Below are 14,869 nucleotides of genomic sequence, written 5' to 3'. Positions count from 1 at the left end.
CTATATTGCACCACATGGTGGTACATATCAATCACATTGTGATTTTTTTCTTGACTGCATAGCGGTACAAATGCATCATATTGCGGGACATTGATTTGAGGAGGTAGGCAAATGGTGAAAATTCGGGGAATCGAATTTCAAGCGGATTTAAACAACGATATGGGATTGGAATTTTACAATCTGAGCCATCGCTTTGGGTTTCAAAATCCCAACTGGCCATATTTTCAGGACACTAAGATTGAACGCATACATTATATGGCGAAGTCGGGTGTCTTGAGCCAACGCATCACAACAACGATGCACGCCACAACCCACATTGATGCACCAGCCCATGTGGTGCAGGGCACCCCGTTTATTGATGAAGTTCCGCTTCCACATTTCTTTGGCACGGGCATTGTTGTTTCGCTGCCAAAGAAAAAGTGGGAGCCGATCACAGGCGATGACCTTGAAAAGGCGTGCGGACACGCCATCCGCAAAGGCGATGTTCTGATCATCAATACAGGATGGCATCATGATTATGAGGACGGAGACTATTTTGCCTATTGTCCGGGCTTTGTGCCTTCCGCCGCCGAATGGATGGTTGAAAAAGGCGTGAAGGTTGTTGGGCATGACACGCAAGCAAATGACCATCCCCTAGCAACTGCCATTGGCCCACAACGCAATGGTCCACTACTTCCGCATTTAGCTGAAGAATATAAAGAATGGTCGGGTGGCCGCGATTGGAAAGACGATTTCCCTGAGTGGGAGCCATGCCACAACATCCTTTTCAGCAATGGCATTTTGGGCATTGAAAATGTCGGTGGAGATCTCGACGCAGTTACCGGCAAAAGATGCACCTTTGCCTTTTTCCCCTGGAACTGGGACCGCGGGGACGGGTGCATTATCCGCCTCGTTGCCATGATTGATAAGTCGCAGAACTATCGCATTGAAGCTGGCGAAAACATCTAGAAAACAGAGCGTTTCAGCGGGGAGGATTACGATGCACGCAAAACGATTTGATGAGGCCGCGCCATATGAGGCACCTAACCACTACGGTTGTTTTGGCCTTCGTTTGCAAGGCTTTGAGAGTGGTGGTCCGAAAAACCAGTGGATTGGACTGAGCCAGTTTCTCCCTGGAGGAGGTGCGGGGCCGGATTCCACACCTTTTGAGAAGGTCTATGTCGTGCTCGATGGGGAAATCACGGTCGTGATTGACGACATTTCCACCGTTCTTCGCAAATATGACAGCTGCACCATCGCCCCCAATGAAGTGCGGACTATTATCAACAATTCGAAACTCACATGCACCCTGCTTGTGACGATGCCTTATGCTGTGGAGACAAAATCATGACTTCTATGTCGGCTCCCTTGCAAATGTTTGATATCACCGGAAAAACGGCTCTCATCACGGGTGCATCGGGCGCGTTTGGCGCGGTTGCCGCCCGCATTTTGGCCGCTTCTGGATGCAATCTGGTTCTTGCTGCAGGCAACAAGGACTCGTTGGACTCCATCGCTTCTGAGTGTGAAGACCTTGGCGCGCCAACTGTTAAAGTGAATGCGCGGCCTTCAGATGAAGCTGCCTGCAACCAAATGGTTGAGGCGGCGATAGACAATTTCAAAACACTGGACATCTTAGTCGTTGCCTCGGGCATGAACAAAGTCGCGCCGGTAGAGGAAATGGAACTTGAAACATTCGAAGCGGTAATGGATGCCAATGCGCGGCAGTCATGGTTGATGGCACGCGCTGTTGTGCCAACAATGAAGGCGCAGGGAAGCGGTAAGATTGTACTGGTCTCCTCTGCTCGCGGGCTCTTAGGGCATCCAGCAGGTTATTCAGCCTATTGCGCCTCCAAGTCTGCCACCGACGGACTTGTTAGGGCGCTCGGATGTGAACTCGGGCCAACCGGAATAACCGTAAATGCGATTGCGCCCACGGTATTCCGCTCACCCCTAACGTCTTGGATGTTTGAAGATACTTCTAAAGCCAAGAAAGTGCGCGATGGCTTTCTGGCCCGCGTTCCACTTGGCCGCTTGGGTGAACCTGAAGACCTTGCCGGGCCATTGTTGTTTTTGGCTTCGAACGCTTCAGCATTTTATACCGGTCACATTTTATATGCTGACGGCGGATACACGGCAGGCTGATGATGTCCAAGCATATTCAAAATATAGCGATTATTGGCGCTGGACTGATGGGGCATGGGATTGCGCTCTCATTTGCCCGGGCAAATCTTAACGTGACAGTGATGGACCCATCTCAAGATGCGCTTGATACGCTGCACGCAAGAATTGAAGGCAGTATGGTTTCAATGGGTACGGGTCAAGAAGACATCAGGTCTGCGATCGCCCAAATAGCCGTAAACCAAGACATTGGTGCGGCTGTAAAAGAAGCCGACTTAGTGATCGAAGCGGGCCCCGAAAAGCTGGAAATAAAACGACAAATTTTTGCTGAGGTGGAGGCCGCTGTTAGCGATGATTGCATCTTGGCTTCCAATACTTCTGTATTGCCCATCACCAAGATCATGTCGCAGCTTTCAATCAAATCACGCGCAATCGGCACGCATTGGTGGAACCCGCCACATCTGATGCCGCTCGTTGAGGTCATTCGCACACAATGGAGCGATGAGACTGCGCTCTCACAGGTCACAGACTTACTCAAGGATATGGGTAAAAAACCTGTTCGGGTGGACAAAGACATTCCGGGTTTTGTTGGTAACCGCTTGCAACATGCATTATGGCGCGAAGCCATTAGTTTGGTCGAAAATGAAGTTTGCAGTGCTGAAGCCGTAGATACTGTGGTGAAAGCAAGTTTTGGCCGACGGCTGGCCGTGTTGGGGCCGCTCGAAAACGCTGACCTTGTTGGAACCGACCTTACTCTGGACATTCATAAGACGGTGCTTTCTGATCTAGACGCACGCGGCTATCCGTCCCCCTATCTGCAATTTCTGGTTGAGACCGGCAAGCTAGGCATGAAAACTGGCGAGGGTTTTAGAACATGGGAACACGGCGAACCTGAAAAGCTACTCGAACACTTGGTGAAACATTTGAAGGCTCAGAACACTATCGAAGACATTTGAGAGCAGTGCCCCAGGCACATGAGGAGGAGAAAACTATGTGCAATACAAACAGATCACGGCGTAAATTTATAAAGGGCGCGGCAGCGACCCTGGCCGCGCCCGCTATCCTGAACATTACGCGAGCATATGCTGCAAATCCAACAATTAAGATTGGACATGTCAGCCCCAAAACCGGCCAATTGGCTGGTTTCGCAGAAGCAGATGATTTTGTGCTTGAAGGCATTCAGCAAATCTTTTCAGCCGGAATTCAAAACAACGGAAAGATTTGGGATATCGAGATTATTTCGAAAGATAGTCAGTCGAACCCGAACCGAGCCGCAGAAGTTGCGTCGGATTTGCTGCTAGGTGATGAAGTTGACATTATTGTTGCGGCATCGACACCAGATACCGTGAACCCTGTGGCGGACCAAGCCGAGATTAATGATGTTCCATGCATCACAACTGATTGCCCATGGCAGCCCTTTTTCTTTGGGCGCGGCGGCGTGCCGGGGAAAGGCTTCAATTCCACCTATCACTTTTTCTGGGGGCTGGAAGACATCATCGCTTCATTTCTTGACATGTGGGATGGTTCGGGCGTTCTCAAATCTGTAGGCGGATTGTTTCCCAATGATGCGGATGGCAATGCGTGGGGCGATAAAGAAGTTGGTTTGCCAACACCTCTGGCCGAAGCTGGGTATTATCTAACGGACCCGGGCCGGTATCAGCCGCTTTCCGACGATTTTTCAAATCAAATTGCGGCCTTCAAAGAGAACCGCGTTGAGATCGTTACCGGCAACATGATCCCGCCAGACTTTGCGACGTTCTGGGCGCAAGCTGCACAGCAGAACTTTAACCCAAAGATTGTCACAATCGGCAAGGCATTGTTGTTCCCTTCAGTAATAGAGAGCTTAGGTGAGCGCGGAAACGGTTTGACATCTGAAGTTTGGTGGTCACCGAACCATCCGTTTTCCTCATCAATCACCGGGCAGTCATCCAAAGAGTTGGCTGATGGCTATACAAGTGCAACTGGCCGACCGTGGACCCAACCTATAGGGTTTAAGCATGCTCTATTTGAAGTGGTTGCTGACGTGGTGGCGCGTGCGGAGGATCTTGAAGATCCGGAATCAATTATTGCCGCAATTGCTTCAACTGACACAGACACAATTGTTGGTCCCATCAACTGGGCAAGAGGTCCGATCAACAATGTGACCAAAACACCGCTGGTTGGAGGGCAATGGCAAAAGGCCAATGATCGCATGGAATTGGAAATTGTTGCGAATGGGCCCGCGCCAGAAATTGCAACAACATCTGAACTCAAATTGCTTGGCTAACAAGCGGGACGGGCGCTCATTGCGCCTGTCCGTCAAAACGGAAAGCTGCAATGAATTATATATTGTCAGTCAGTGATCTCTCAAAATCATTTGGCGCGGTAACTGTTGCGGACGAGCAGAATTTTGGTGTCACACAAGGCGAAGCTCTTGGGATTATTGGACCGAATGGTGCCGGCAAAACTTCGCTTTTTAATCTGATCACCGGCACGCTCGCACCAACAAGCGGCACGATCACCTATTGCGGTGAAAGCATCACAAAACAATCTGCTGCACTCCGTTGCAAGAAGGGGATAGCGAGAAGTTTTCAAGTGCCTCAACCGTTCTCCGGCATGACTGTTTTTGAGAACGCACTGGTTGCTGCGACCCAGGCTGCAAATCTGCGTGGACAAGCAGCCTATGACTTTTGCATTAAAGTCTTGGAACAGACCGAATTATTGGCGAAGGCAAACATCGTAGCTGGTCAACTTACCCTGTTGGATCGCAAACGGCTGGAACTGACCCGAGCACTATGTACCAAACCAAAGTTATTGCTTTTGGACGAGATTGCTGGCGGTTTGACCGAGAGCGAATGTGTTTCGCTGGTTGATACGATTAAGGCGATTCACGCGGAGGGCGTGACAATCATCTGGATCGAACACGTCGTGCATGCACTCTTGGCTGTTGTTGATAGGCTTATTGTAATCGACTTCGGGAGAATTGTGGCAAACGGGAATCCGCAGCAAACAATGAACAGCGATCAGGTTCGCGAAATCTACCTTGGGATTGACGCTGATGTCTGATGAATTCGTGACCATAACAAATTTAGACGCACACTATGGCGACTTCCAAGCACTGTATGGCGTAGATATGCATATAGATCGGGGAGAAGTCGTTGCCGTGATTGGCGCCAACGGTGCGGGGAAATCTACCTTACTTCGTTCGATCTCAGGGCTGATGCCAAACGGGTCAGGTCAGATCAAGTTCAAAGATGCCGATATCAGCGGTCTGCGCGCTGACGAGATTGCTCATCTTGGCTTGGCTCTAGTTCCAGAGGGGCGCCAGCTTTTTCCTTCCCTGTCGGTTGAGGAAAACCTGATCATAGGCGGTCGACTTCAACGCCCCGGACCATGGAATCTGGAATCAGTTTATGCACTTTTTCCTATTCTAGCTGAGCGGCGAAATTCTCCCTCTACTGCTTTGTCTGGCGGCCAACAGCAAATGGTGGCCATAGGGCGTGCGCTTATGGCCAACCCCGACTTGATAATGTTTGACGAAATCAGCCTGGGTCTCGCGCCGATTGTCATTGGTGAAATCTACAGTGCGATTCCCGATGTGATCGGGCAGGGGGTGAGCGCAATCATCGTGGAGCAGGATATATCCAAGGCGCTTTCGATTTCTTCCCGAGTTTATTGCTTACAGGAAGGGCGCGTGGCCCTTGAAGGGAATTCAGACACAATTACGCGAGAAGCGATCTCGCAAGCATATTTTGGAGTGTGATGATGGATTGGGTCAACGCAATTATTCAAGGCACATTACTCGGCGGGCTCTACGCGCTGTTTGCGGCAGGTCTTTCATTAATTTTCGGCGTAATGCGTCTGGTGAACATAGCGCATGGGGATTTGATCGTTTTTTCTGCATATGTATGTCTGACAATCACCACCAGTTTGGGAATTCACCCACTAGTTGCGCTTGTACTTGTGGTGCCCATTATGGCTGCGATAGGTTATGGCCTGCAACGAGGTCTTCTAAATAAAACATTGGGCACAGATATTCTGCCGCCACTTCTCATAACATTTGGCCTAAGCGTCATTATTCAGAACACGCTTTTGCAGGTCTATACCGCTGATCCGCAAAAACTCAGTGCAGGCGATCTTGAAATAGCCAGCATTAAAGTCGGATCACTTGCTGTCGGTATGCTGCCATTGCTTACCTTTGCGATTGCAGTCGCGGTCATCGCGTCACTGCAGTACATGTTTTACAAGACAGCCTTGGGCCGAGCTTTGCGTGCAGTTTCCGACAATCAGGAAATCGCCCAACTCATGGGGCTGGACAAACGCCACATTTTTGGCATCGCCATGGCCCTTGCTTTGGCGGTTACCGCAGTGGCCGGTGTACTGCTCGGCATCCGGACAAGTTTTGATCCATCTGTTGGCGGTGGCCGACTCATTTTCGGATTTGAAGCGGTTATCATTGGCGGGCTTGGTAATATTTGGGGAACACTGGCTGGTGGTGTCATCCTGGGCGTGGCGCAAACCATCGGGGCGAAGATTGACCCTGGTTGGCAGATATTAGCTGGGCACATCGCGTTCTTGGTCGTGCTCGCTGTACGTCCAAACGGCTTGTTCCCGAGGATGTCAGCATGAAAAACGATAACACTGTAAGATTTACACCAAAGAATTATGTCGTTACGGCCGTTCTGCTGGCAATCGTCACCGCAGCTCTTGCGGCAGCACCCTACTGGCTGGGCCGGGCAGACCTTCGGTTGGCAGGCGAAATCATGCTGTATATCTCTTTGGCTACGTTGTGGAACCTTTTGGCTGGCTATGCAGGTCTCGTGTCCGTCGGCCAGCAGGCATATGTCGGTCTGGGTGGATATATGCTTTTCGCGTTCACCATTTTCATTGGTGTTCCCCCAATACTCGCAATTCCCATTGCCGGTGTGATTGGTGCTCTGCTTGCAATACCGGTCGCATTCCTGGTTTTCAGGCTTCGCGGGGCGTATTTCGCAATTGGCACTTGGGTTATTGCTGAAGTATTTCGCCTCAGTTTCGCACAAATCAGCGCATTGGGCGGGGGATCTGGGACATCGATTCCTGCAAGTATTGTTAAATCAATGGCGGAGACACGCGCTGCCAGAGAAAGCTTGAGCTATTGGCTCGCATTTGGGCTCGCTGCGTTCATTATTCTGTTCGTCTATCTATATTTACGTTCTTCCAAAGGTCTCGCTCTCACTGCAATCCGGGACAATGAACTGGCTGCATCTTCGCTCGGCATCGATATTTGGAAAACAAAGTTTTTTACATATGTCGTGTCAGCTGCGCTCACAAGCATGGTCGGGGCGTTGATTTTCCTTCAAAAGCTGCGCATTTCGCCCGATGCGGCGTTTAGCGTCAATGATTGGACCGCATTTGTGATTTTCATCGTCGTAATTGGCGGCATCGGCACAATTGAAGGCCCCATTATCGGCGCCATTATCTTTTTTGCGCTCAGAGAAACCCTCGCGGACCTCGGTACGGGCTATCTGATAACGCTCGGCGTTGTCGCGATCATCATCATGCTGAAAGCACCAAATGGGATCTGGGGAATTCTCCGTGATCGATTTGATATCAGCTTCTTCCCACTTTTGTATCGAGTGGAAAACCAAAAACAGGACAGATAAATGGCACGCCAACGAAAAACTATTGTCACATGCGCTATCACCGGGGCAATCCATACGCCAACGATGTCTGATGCCTTGCCTTTTCATCCGGCTGACATCAGGGATCAGGCCGTAGCTGCAGCGGAGGCTGGCGCTTCGGTTCTCCATCTACATGCCAGAAATCCGCAAAACGGTTCCGTTTCCATCAACCCCGATGACTTTCAAAAGTTTCTGCCCGATATAAAAAAGAGAACAGATGCCGTGATCAACATCTCTACCGGTGGTAGCTTGACCAATAGTGTTGAAGAACGCATTGCTCCAGCCCTTCGCTTTTCGCCGGAAATGTGTTCGATGAATATGGGGTCAATGAATTTCTCGTTTCACCCACTCGCCAAGCGCTATGATGAGTTCAAGTTTGATTGGGAGAAAGAGTATATCGAAAACTCAGAATCCTATATTTTTAGAAACACCTTTGCCGACATCAAAAATGCAGCCACTCAGCTTTCACCCCTCGACATAAAGTTCGAGCATGAATGTTACGATGTCGGGCATTTGTATAATTTGAAGTTCTGCGTCGATATCGGTCTGTTCAAGGCACCAATTTTTATTCAGTTCGTACTAGGAATTCTGGGTGGTATTGGACCCGACCTCGAAAACCTGGTGTTCATGAAGCAAACGGCTGATCGGCTGTTTGGCGACGATTATGAATGGTCCGTTCTCGGCGCTGGAGGTGCGCAGATGTCTCTAGCCACTAGTGCAAGCCAAATGGGAGGCAATATTCGAGTAGGGCTTGAGGACAGTTTGTTTATCTCCCGCGGAAAGCTCGCAGAGAACAACGCCCAGCAAGTCGCAAAGATCAAGCAAATCATAGAGTCGTTGGGTTGCACGGTGGCAACCCCGGATGAAGCCCGCGAAATGCTTGGGCTCAAGGGTGCTGACCGGGTCAGCTTTTGATCTACCTGCAACCAACCTTCAGGTTTAGCCAGCGGCCATCGCCAGACCAAACTGCCAATACATGAACGACCGTTCTCCGCCATTTTTCTGAAATGTTTGGATTTGCAACGCACTGTATTTGGCTTGGATTCATCGTGGCCGTTTGCACGGCGCGTATAGGGTGTAGCGGCACTGATGACAATTTGTCGGGCGGTCGCCGGTGTGCGTGGTTGCGAAAATCATGCTGCCTCAGCAATAAGCTGGCAGTTGGGTGCATGACTCGAATAGTGCAGCCAGGAGCCGCAGCCCGCAAAACAAGCGGGCAGGGGCGTATGTGCCGTAAATGCCCCGAAGAGCAATAGAATAGGGAGGCGCGCCGCCTATTTCGCGTGGTGGGCGCGCCCTTTGTCATCGAACAGGTGCAGCTGGCTGGTGTCGAACGTGAGGTGAACCAAGTCACCCGGTTTTACCTCGGAGTGTCCGCCATCCTGAGCGATGAGTTCGGTGCCATCTTCAAGACGCAAATGCACAAGCGTGCGCTCGCCCAGCCGTTCTACCACGGTGGCTGTGCCGGTTGTGGCTGCCGGTGTCGCGCTGACCCGCACCGCTTCCGGACGAATGCCCAATTCGTAGGCGCCCGGACCCAGATCAACCGAAAGCTCGATTTGCGACCCGTCGCCCAGTTTTGCCTGTTGCTTGCCCGCCGTGCCGCTCAATTCGGCCTGGAGAAAATTCATCCCCGGGCTACCCACAAATCCGGCAACAAAGCGGGAATTGGGATAAAGATAAACATCCATGGGGGTGCCAATCTGTTCGATCTGGCAATCGTTCAAAATGATGATCCGATCCGCAAGTGTCATGGCTTCTGTCTGGTCGTGCGTCACGTAAATCATCGTGGATTGCATGCGTTGGTGCAGCTCTGCCAGTTCCACCCGGGTGCGCACGCGTAGCGCCGCGTCCAGATTGGACAAGGGCTCGTCAAACAAAAAGGCGGCCGGTTCCTTAACAATGGCCCGACCGATGGCCACGCGCTGGCGCTGGCCCCCAGACAGCTGCGCAGGCCGGCGGTCCAGCAACGCATCCATTTCCAGAATGCGCGCGGCGTCATTGACGCGGCGTTCAATCTCGTCCTTGGGCATGCGGATATTTTTGAGGCCGAACGCCATATTTTCGCGAACGCTCATATGCGGATAAAGCGCATAATTTTGGAACACCATGGCCACATCGCGCTGACCCGGTGCAAGATGTTCCGAACGCTTGCCGCCAATGGTCAACTCGCCCTCATCGATGGTTTCAAGCCCGGCAATCATACGCAGCAGGGTGGATTTACCCGAGCCGGAAGGCCCGAGAAAGACAACCAGCTCACCAGATTCAATATCGAGGGATATCCCGTCGATCACCTGAACGCCACCGAAGCTTTTGCATACATTATTTAATGATATTTCAGACATGTCCCGCCCTTTGTCCTTTAGATTGAGTGCACATCATCCCTTGATCCCTGCGCTCAGCGTGATGGCTTGTGTCACCCGTCGCTGGAACAACAGATAAGCCAGCGCCACAGGGAAGCCAGCCAGTACGGCCGCCGACAATTGCCGCGCATAATAAACGCCGAAAGCATCAAATACCTGGGTGATGCCGACCGTGATGGTCATCATTTCGGTTTTGGTGACCGCCAGGAAGGGCCACAAAAAGGCATTCCATGCCCAGATAAAGATCACGATAGAAAGGGCAGTGGTGACGCCCCAATTCATCGGGATATAGATTTTGAACAAAATATCCCACTCGCTGGCATTATCCATGGCTGCCGCTTCGCGGAAATCCTTGGGCACCTGATCGAAAAATTGCTTATAGACAATGATAATAACCGGATGGATGAGCTGAGGCAGGATAATTCCCGCCCAGCTGTTCAGCATTTTCAGATCTGCCATCAACACAAAATGGTTCACAATCAGCACCTGCGTCGGCACCATAAAGCTGGCCAAAATCAGCCACCACAAAGCTGTGCGACCCGGAAAGCGAAGTTGCGAAATCGCATAGCCAGCAAACAGTGAGGTCGAGACGGTCAATACAGTCACACCCACTGCGGTGACGATGGAATTTATGTACCAGGTGCCAATCTGCGTTTCGGTGAGGGCAAACCAGTAATGCTCGAAGGTTAGTGTTTCTGGCCACAATTCAATATAGGGCCGAATGACTTCATCCTCTGGCTTAATCGAACTGATGATGCCCCAATAAATGGGGAAGGCCCACAAGATGGCACAGATTACGGTGAAGACCGTAAATATGCCGCCGACCCAATTGATGCGTTTGATGGTTGTGGGGGTCATTTGCGCCGCTCCGAAAACCGCATGAGTTGAAAATTGAGCACTGAGATAATGATCACCATTATGAACAGCACCACTGCGATGGCGGCCGCGCGCCCGCCCTGATTGTTCACAAAGGCGCGTTGGAAAATGTAATAAACCATCACCAGATTGTCGTTTGGCCGTCCGCCCTGGCTAAACAGATAGACCTGATCAAAAATCTTTAACTGCAAAATCAGTTGGATGGTCAGCACCAGCCCGGTTACCGGCCAGAGAAGGGGCCAGGTGACATGCCGGAACATGCGCCAGCGCGAGGTGTTGTCGAGTGCCGCAGCCTCGTAAATCTCTTTGGGAATTGCGCGTAGGCCGGCCAGAAACAGCAGGATGGAAAAGCCGCAAGTCCACCATATGGTGACAAAGGCAACCGCAGGCATAAACCAGGTTGTGGTTTTGAAAATTGGAATACGATCAAGCCCGAAAATATCCAGTAAATGCATGGCAATGCCGAACTGGAAATTCAGCGTCCAGTCCCACAGGCGAAAAACCACAGAGACCGGCAAAATATAGGGCAGAAAGAAAAGCGATAGCACCAGCGCCTGCACACGACCGGAAAGGCGTGTCACGCCCATGGAGATGGCCAGCGCCACCAGCGTGCCAGGAATAACCGTGAGCGCGACAAAGTAAGCGGTGTTCCAAAAGGCAGTGCCAAAACGGCGATCGCGTGGCAGCCGTTCATAGTTTTCCGTGCCCGCAAACTCGCCTGGGCCGATAAGCGGCGCGTCCTGAAACGATAGGAAAAACAAATCAATAGTCGGATAAACGAAGATCAGGCCATAGATCGCGACAAAGGGCGCGATCAGGATATAGGCGATCAGCGTTTCTCTTTTGGCGTTGCGCAGCACAACCTAATCCTTTCTGTGAACCAAGTGGTACCGGGGCAAATGGAGAGACAACGCCCCGGTACGGATTTAAGCTTCAGGTCCAGCTTACATATCGTTTAGCTCATACTGGATTTCGGATACCGCTTCTTCGGGATCCATTTCACCATTGAGCGTTGGCACAAAGTAGGTGGACATCACATCAAAGATCGGACCTGCAACACCAGCCAGCGGTGTTTTTGGGTCATAGATCATGTTTGCGGTGAGTGAAGAATAAGTGGAATTTGGTTCCATCGCCTTATATTCATCCATCGCAGTGATGTTGCTGTTGGCCGGAATGTGACCCGCAGTGGCCCAGAACAAGGAGTTCTTGGACATCCAGGACATCACTTCAAGCACGGCTGCACGCTTTTCTTCAGACATGTCGTTGCCTTTCGGGATGGCAAAAACGTGGCTGTCTGAATAGGTGGCAGGATGATCGAAGATCACGGGCAATTCCACAGCGCCCCATTCGAACAATTTGCCTTCCTTGTGCAGGTCCACCATGGTGGGCACTTCCCACACACCATTGATCATCATGGCCGCTTCGCCGCTGGTGAACAGCGCTACTGTGGCCGGATAATCGGTATATGTGGATTGCAGACCCTCATTGGTCCACTGTTGCAGCACGCTCAGTGCGTTTTCCAGCTTCTCTGCGTTGTCGCCAACAAGGAACTCGCCATCGGTCATCAATTCACCATCTTGCTGACCCATCAGCGAGTAAATGGTGCGGAACATGAAGTTACCGTCCGCTGTGACCGAAGCCAGCGGGAATTTGACCGACTCGGCGTCTTTCAATGCCTGCAAGGTGGCGTTGAAGCCTTCGCGAGAATCTAGACCTTTTGGCTGACCATTTTCGTCCAAAAGGCCCGCTTCCGCCAAGACATCCTTGTTGTAATAAAGCACGATCGGGTGCGTATCCAGTGGCACGCCATACTGTTTGCCATCTGCTGAAACACCATCCCAGATTGAGTCAGCGAAATCTTCCTCGCCGAGCCCCATGGTCTGCCAGTCTTCGTCGGTAATCTCCTGCAACAGGCCTTGCTTGATGGCCAGCGGAATACGACTGGCGTGGTAGGTCATAATGTCAGGCGCTTCGCCTACGGCAACCGAAGTTTGTACTTTGGTGTAAAATGGCACGCCCCAATCGAGTGTGGTGCCATCAATCTCAATTTCGCCCTCATGGCCTTCATTGAAATCGGCGATCATTTGCTTCATGCGAACGCCGTCACCGCCGCCCAGAAAGTCCCACCAAACCACTGTTTCTGCGGCTTGTGCTGCTGATGTCGCCAATAACGCACTGGCAGCAATAGCTAAAATCTTTCTCATTTAATCCTCCCTTTTGGTCGGTTCTCGACCCTTCCTGAAATGACACACATCTGGGAAACCCCTCCTACGGATCTCGGATGTGTACCCAATTTCCCGGTATTCAACTCATAGCTGAACCCGGAACATCGAATATGAATATGGCGGCAAGTTCAGCTCGAGCTTGCCATCGTCCACGCGTGCGCCGTCGCCTTTTTGCGGAGCAACGTTATTTGGTGCGTTCTGCGTGTTTGTTGCTTCAAGATCCTCATGGCGGATCAAGGTGTGCTCTACCGCTTTGATTTCGCCAAACCCTTCAATGGACAAATCTACCTCCAAAGCCTCTTCACCATTCCTGTTGATGGCAAAGAAGGTCAGCGTGCCTGCATCTGAATCATGCACGCCGGCAATATCGAGATAGGACACGTGATCTGCCACATCAGCCTTGTACCCCGGGCAATCCACGTCGAGCCGCAACGCTGTGCCACGCCCGTGGGCTGAGGCAAATTTGAACGGATAAAAGATTGTTTGGCGCCAGGCATCGCCATTGGGCGCGGTCATGATGGGGGCAATTACATTCACCAGTTGTGCGATGCAGGCAACCCGCACCACATCCGAGCGACGGATGAAGGTGTTGATGGCGCAGCCCACTTGCAGCACATCTTCAAAATTATAGACATCTTCAAGCAGGTGCGGCGCAAAGGGCCAGTCCCACTCGGCAAGCTTTTCCATGTCGGACTTGCGCTCATGATACCAGACATTCCACTCATCAAATGAGATTTTCACATCATGCTTGGCGCGCTTTTTTGACTTGATGAAGTCGATAACGCCCGAAACTGTGCCGATATATCTGTCGAGTTTTTCCGGCAGTGCGAGGAATTCTGCCGTGTTTTTCTCATAGTTCTCAAAATACATATGCAATGAGATCAAATCCACATTCTCATATGTGTGCTCAAGCACTGTGGCTTCCCACTGCGGAAAAGTAGACATGCCTGGTCCGGATGAACCGCAGGCCACCAACTCCAGATCGCTTTGGTAGCCGCGCATGGCCTTCGCCACTTCATTGGCCAAATGACCATATTCATCAGCAGTCTTGTGACCAACCTGCCAGGGGCCATCCATCTCGTTGCCCAGACACCAGGTCTTAACATTCCATGGGTCTGACTGACCGTTTTTGCGGCGCAGATCCGACCAATAGGTGCCGCCGGGATGGTTCACATATTCAAGAAAAGCACGTGCTTCATCCAGACCGCGTGAGCCCAGATTTACGGCAAGCATCATTTCTGTATTTGCTTTTTCAGCCCAGTCAGCAAACTCATGAATGCCCACATGGTTAGATTCGCTGGTGCGCCAGGCGAGGTCCAGACGGGTAGGGCGTTCGTCCTTCGGCCCGATGCCATCTTCCCAATTATAGGCTGAAACAAAATTGCCCCCAGGGTAGCGGCAAATCGGCGTGTCCAGTTCACGAACCAGTTCCAGCACATCACGACGCATCCCGCTCTCATCAGCTTCCGGATGATCAGGTTCATAAATGCCGGTGTAAACTGCCCGACCCATATGCTCGAGAAACGACCCATAAAGCCGCTTGTCGATATCTGCGATTATGTACCGCGAATGCGCTGTGACATTGGCCTTCATGTGGCCGCCTCCCTTTTATATCGAAATATCCGGTTTGTACCAAATTTTCCGATACTGTCTCTCAAGTGAGGCG

General features: G+C 51.4%; 15 protein-coding genes. 10 read left to right on the top strand and 5 right to left on the bottom strand.

The features are described from left to right. Positions 1–111 precede the first annotated feature (111 nt). The 10 genes from G549_RS0100230 to kce are packed head-to-tail and all read left to right on the top strand — an operon-like array spanning position 112 to position 8,654. Entirely contained in the window at positions 112–948 is an 837-nt protein-coding gene (locus G549_RS0100230; RefSeq protein WP_027833336.1) for a cyclase family protein, read from the top strand. Continuing rightward, positions 926–1,330 carry a cupin domain-containing protein gene (locus G549_RS0100225; RefSeq protein ID WP_246778320.1) on the top strand — a complete coding sequence of 135 codons (405 nt, stop codon included), beginning with the start codon at positions 926–928 and terminating at the stop codon, positions 1,328–1,330. Before G549_RS0100230 ends, G549_RS0100225 begins: the two co-directional genes overlap by 23 nt. After that, complete coding sequence (locus tag G549_RS0100220) at positions 1,327–2,121, top strand: SDR family NAD(P)-dependent oxidoreductase (protein ID WP_027833334.1); 795 nt, start codon at positions 1,327–1,329, stop codon at positions 2,119–2,121. Before G549_RS0100225 ends, G549_RS0100220 begins: the two co-directional genes overlap by 4 nt. Then, positions 2,121–3,053, top strand: coding sequence for a 3-hydroxyacyl-CoA dehydrogenase NAD-binding domain-containing protein (locus G549_RS0100215; protein WP_036220667.1), 933 nt, complete (start codon positions 2,121–2,123; stop codon positions 3,051–3,053). The genes G549_RS0100220 and G549_RS0100215 overlap by 1 nt, the downstream gene beginning before the upstream one ends. 35 nt (positions 3,054–3,088) lie before the next feature. Beyond that, a complete protein-coding gene (locus G549_RS0100210) occupies positions 3,089–4,363 on the top strand; it encodes an ABC transporter substrate-binding protein (RefSeq protein WP_027833332.1) in 1,275 nt (424 codons plus the stop codon). A 50-nt stretch (positions 4,364–4,413) separates the two neighbouring features. Continuing rightward, positions 4,414–5,142 carry an ABC transporter ATP-binding protein gene (locus tag G549_RS0100205; protein WP_027833331.1) on the top strand — a complete coding sequence of 243 codons (729 nt, stop codon included), beginning with the start codon at positions 4,414–4,416 and terminating at the stop codon, positions 5,140–5,142. Further along, entirely contained in the window at positions 5,135–5,839 is a 705-nt protein-coding gene (locus G549_RS0100200) for an ABC transporter ATP-binding protein (RefSeq protein WP_027833330.1), read from the top strand. Before G549_RS0100205 ends, G549_RS0100200 begins: the two co-directional genes overlap by 8 nt. A gap of 2 nt (positions 5,840–5,841) precedes the next feature. Continuing rightward, positions 5,842–6,705, top strand: coding sequence for a branched-chain amino acid ABC transporter permease (locus tag G549_RS0100195; protein ID WP_027833329.1), 864 nt, complete (start codon positions 5,842–5,844; stop codon positions 6,703–6,705). Then, positions 6,702–7,721, top strand: coding sequence for a branched-chain amino acid ABC transporter permease (locus G549_RS18305; protein WP_036220662.1), 1,020 nt, complete (start codon positions 6,702–6,704; stop codon positions 7,719–7,721). The genes G549_RS0100195 and G549_RS18305 overlap by 4 nt, the downstream gene beginning before the upstream one ends. Continuing rightward, the gene (kce, locus tag G549_RS0100185) at positions 7,722–8,654 is read left to right on the top strand and encodes a 3,5-dioxohexanoate:acetyl-CoA acetone transferase (protein ID WP_027833328.1); all 933 of its coding nucleotides are present in this window, start codon (positions 7,722–7,724) and stop codon (positions 8,652–8,654) included. It abuts the gene before it with no gap. A gap of 359 nt (positions 8,655–9,013) precedes the next feature. Here the strand turns inward: kce and G549_RS0100180 are convergent, their stop codons facing one another. The 5 genes from G549_RS0100180 to arfA all read right to left on the bottom strand — a co-directional run bounded on the left by G549_RS0100180 (position 9,014) and on the right by arfA (position 14,796). Continuing rightward, positions 9,014–10,084, bottom strand: a complete 1,071-nt coding sequence (locus tag G549_RS0100180) for an ABC transporter ATP-binding protein (protein WP_027833327.1) — start codon at positions 10,082–10,084, stop codon at positions 9,014–9,016. Positions 10,085–10,117: 33 nt separating this feature from the next. Beyond that, positions 10,118–10,960 (bottom strand): carbohydrate ABC transporter permease, encoded by an 843-nt coding sequence (locus G549_RS0100175; RefSeq protein ID WP_027833326.1) that lies wholly within the window; start codon positions 10,958–10,960, stop codon positions 10,118–10,120. Next, a complete protein-coding gene (locus G549_RS0100170; RefSeq protein WP_027833325.1) occupies positions 10,957–11,838 on the bottom strand; it encodes a carbohydrate ABC transporter permease in 882 nt (293 codons plus the stop codon). Before G549_RS0100170 ends, G549_RS0100175 begins: the two co-directional genes overlap by 4 nt. Positions 11,839–11,922: 84 nt before the next feature. Then, positions 11,923–13,182 carry an extracellular solute-binding protein gene (locus G549_RS0100165; RefSeq protein WP_027833324.1) on the bottom strand — a complete coding sequence of 420 codons (1,260 nt, stop codon included), beginning with the start codon at positions 13,180–13,182 and terminating at the stop codon, positions 11,923–11,925. A gap of 105 nt (positions 13,183–13,287) precedes the next feature. Continuing rightward, positions 13,288–14,796, bottom strand: coding sequence for an arabinosylfuranosidase ArfA (gene arfA, locus G549_RS0100160; protein WP_027833323.1), 1,509 nt, complete (start codon positions 14,794–14,796; stop codon positions 13,288–13,290). Between the last annotated feature and the right edge of the window lie 73 nt (positions 14,797–14,869).

The organism is Maritalea myrionectae DSM 19524 (assembly GCF_000423365.1).
Lineage (GTDB): Bacteria > Pseudomonadota > Alphaproteobacteria > Rhizobiales > Devosiaceae > Maritalea > Maritalea myrionectae.
The sequence above is the reverse complement of the archived record's forward strand: the minus strand, read 5'-3'. Positions and strand labels throughout refer to the sequence as shown.

Excerpts from the sequence above, each read along its gene's own strand:
- G549_RS18305 (WP_036220662.1), top strand. The coding sequence starts at position 6,702 with ATGAAAAACGATAACACTGTAAGATTTACACCAAAGAATTATGTCGTT.
- arfA (WP_027833323.1), bottom strand. The coding sequence starts at position 14,796 with ATGAAGGCCAATGTCACAGCGCATTCGCGGTACATAATCGCAGATATC.
- G549_RS0100200 (WP_027833330.1), top strand. The coding sequence starts at position 5,135 with ATGTCTGATGAATTCGTGACCATAACAAATTTAGACGCACACTATGGC.
- G549_RS0100165 (WP_027833324.1), bottom strand. The coding sequence starts at position 13,182 with ATGAGAAAGATTTTAGCTATTGCTGCCAGTGCGTTATTGGCGACATCA.
- G549_RS0100180 (WP_027833327.1), bottom strand. The coding sequence starts at position 10,084 with ATGTCTGAAATATCATTAAATAATGTATGCAAAAGCTTCGGTGGCGTT.
- G549_RS0100205 (WP_027833331.1), top strand. The coding sequence starts at position 4,414 with ATGAATTATATATTGTCAGTCAGTGATCTCTCAAAATCATTTGGCGCG.
- kce (WP_027833328.1), top strand. The coding sequence starts at position 7,722 with ATGGCACGCCAACGAAAAACTATTGTCACATGCGCTATCACCGGGGCA.
- G549_RS0100175 (WP_027833326.1), bottom strand. The coding sequence starts at position 10,960 with ATGACCCCCACAACCATCAAACGCATCAATTGGGTCGGCGGCATATTT.
- G549_RS0100220 (WP_027833334.1), top strand. The coding sequence starts at position 1,327 with ATGACTTCTATGTCGGCTCCCTTGCAAATGTTTGATATCACCGGAAAA.
- G549_RS0100195 (WP_027833329.1), top strand. The coding sequence starts at position 5,842 with ATGGATTGGGTCAACGCAATTATTCAAGGCACATTACTCGGCGGGCTC.
- G549_RS0100230 (WP_027833336.1), top strand. The coding sequence starts at position 112 with ATGGTGAAAATTCGGGGAATCGAATTTCAAGCGGATTTAAACAACGAT.
- G549_RS0100210 (WP_027833332.1), top strand. The coding sequence starts at position 3,089 with ATGTGCAATACAAACAGATCACGGCGTAAATTTATAAAGGGCGCGGCA.
- G549_RS0100215 (WP_036220667.1), top strand. The coding sequence starts at position 2,121 with ATGATGTCCAAGCATATTCAAAATATAGCGATTATTGGCGCTGGACTG.